The organism is Actinoplanes sp. NPDC026623, from assembly GCF_040638275.1.
In the GTDB taxonomy this organism is placed as follows: Bacteria; Actinomycetota; Actinomycetes; order Mycobacteriales; family Micromonosporaceae; genus Actinoplanes.
In genome coordinates this window covers 1-1218 of record NZ_JBEZXZ010000454.1, presented here as the reverse complement: position 1 = coordinate 1218, position 1218 = coordinate 1, and the positions used below count along the sequence as shown (strand labels likewise).

Here is a 1218-nt window from a genome sequence, read left to right as displayed (position 1 = left end):
CAGGGCGGCACCGGCCGACGGGCCGGCGGGGCCGGTGCCGCCCTGCCGGGCGAGGCGGACGCGGCGCTGTCCGGCAACACCGGGGCGATCTGCCAGCAGGCGGCGAAGACCAGCGGCGACGCGGTCAGGAACTTCGCACTGGACCTGAAGCTGCGGATCGACGCCGAGTCGTCGCAGGACAAGAACCTGGTGGCCAAGGCCAAAGAGAAGACCAGCCGTGATGTGGAGAACTTCGCGTACGCCCTCAAGGACATGTCGGAGCTGGCCGCCGACGCGAAGCTGAAGGCGGCCCTGGCCAGCATGAGTTCGCAGGTCACGGCCCTTAAGGGCGACGTAAGCAAGGTCGACTCGGCCCGGATGGTCAAGCTGCGCGCGACCCTCGACAAGGCCTGCGGCGACGCCTGAGCAGTCCCCGGTTTGGGTGCAAGGCCGCTCATGAAGTAGTCTTTCTGACGGCGCAATTTCGTGCGTCTGTTCCGTGCGCGGCCTGGGATTCACCTTCGGGCGCCGCCGGATCCAGTTACATCCGCCAGCAGCTCTTCGCTGCGTAAGTCTCAGGGAGTCCGCGTCGATGTACGCGATCGTCAAGACCGGCGGCAAGCAGTACAAGGTTGCCGAGGGCGACGTGATCGAGGTCGAGAAGCTCGCGGGTGCACCCGGCGACGCCCTGACTCTCGCCGCGGTGCTCCTCGTCGACGGTGACAACCTGGTGACCGATGCGGCCAAGCTTGCCAGCGTGACGGTGTCCGGCGAAATTGCCGAGCACACCAAGGGTCCGAAGATCCGGATCCACAAGTTCAAGAACAAGACCGGTTACCACAAGCGCCAGGGGCACCGTCAGCCGCTGACCCTCGTCAAGGTGACCGGCATCTCCAGCGGGAAGTAGGGGGCAGCCATGGCTCACAAAAAGGGTGCTTCCAGCTCCCGCAACGGCCGCGACTCCGCCGCTCAGCGGCTCGGTGTCAAGCGGTTCGGCGGCCAGTTGGTCAACGCCGGCGAGATCCTGATCCGCCAGCGTGGCACGAAGTTCCACCCGGGAGAGCTCGTCGGCCGCGGTGGCGACGACACGCTGTTCGCGCTGGCCAAGGGCAACGTGCTCTTCGGCCACACGCGGGGTCGCAAGACCATCAGCATCGTGCCGGTCGCGCAGTAGATTCACGTCGCAGCGGGGGGGGGGGGCCGGGGGGGGGGGCGCCGCGGGGGGGTGTGGGTGGTGTT

General features: G+C 67.5%; 3 protein-coding genes. All 3 read left to right on the top strand.

All coding sequences use genetic code 11. The annotated features are described in order from the left end of the window. Positions 1-405 (top strand): hypothetical protein (locus AB0F10_RS45765; RefSeq protein WP_360640926.1); only part of this gene is annotated, 405 nt, incomplete at its 5' end. A gap of 166 nt (positions 406-571) precedes the next feature. Then, positions 572-886: a 50S ribosomal protein L21 gene (gene rplU, locus AB0F10_RS45760; protein WP_360640924.1), complete on the top strand. Its 315-nt coding sequence runs from the start codon at positions 572-574 to the stop codon at positions 884-886. 9 nt (positions 887-895) lie between these two features. Next, positions 896-1153, top strand: a complete 258-nt coding sequence (rpmA, locus tag AB0F10_RS45755; protein ID WP_360640922.1) for a 50S ribosomal protein L27 — start codon at positions 896-898, stop codon at positions 1151-1153. Positions 1154-1218 lie beyond the last annotated feature (65 nt).

What these genes read in the sequence shown, in the direction of transcription:
- rplU (WP_360640924.1), top strand. Translation starts at nt 572, where the DNA reads ATGTACGCGATCGTCAAGACCGGCGGCAAGCAGTACAAGGTTGCCGAG.
- rpmA (WP_360640922.1), top strand. Translation starts at nt 896, where the DNA reads ATGGCTCACAAAAAGGGTGCTTCCAGCTCCCGCAACGGCCGCGACTCC.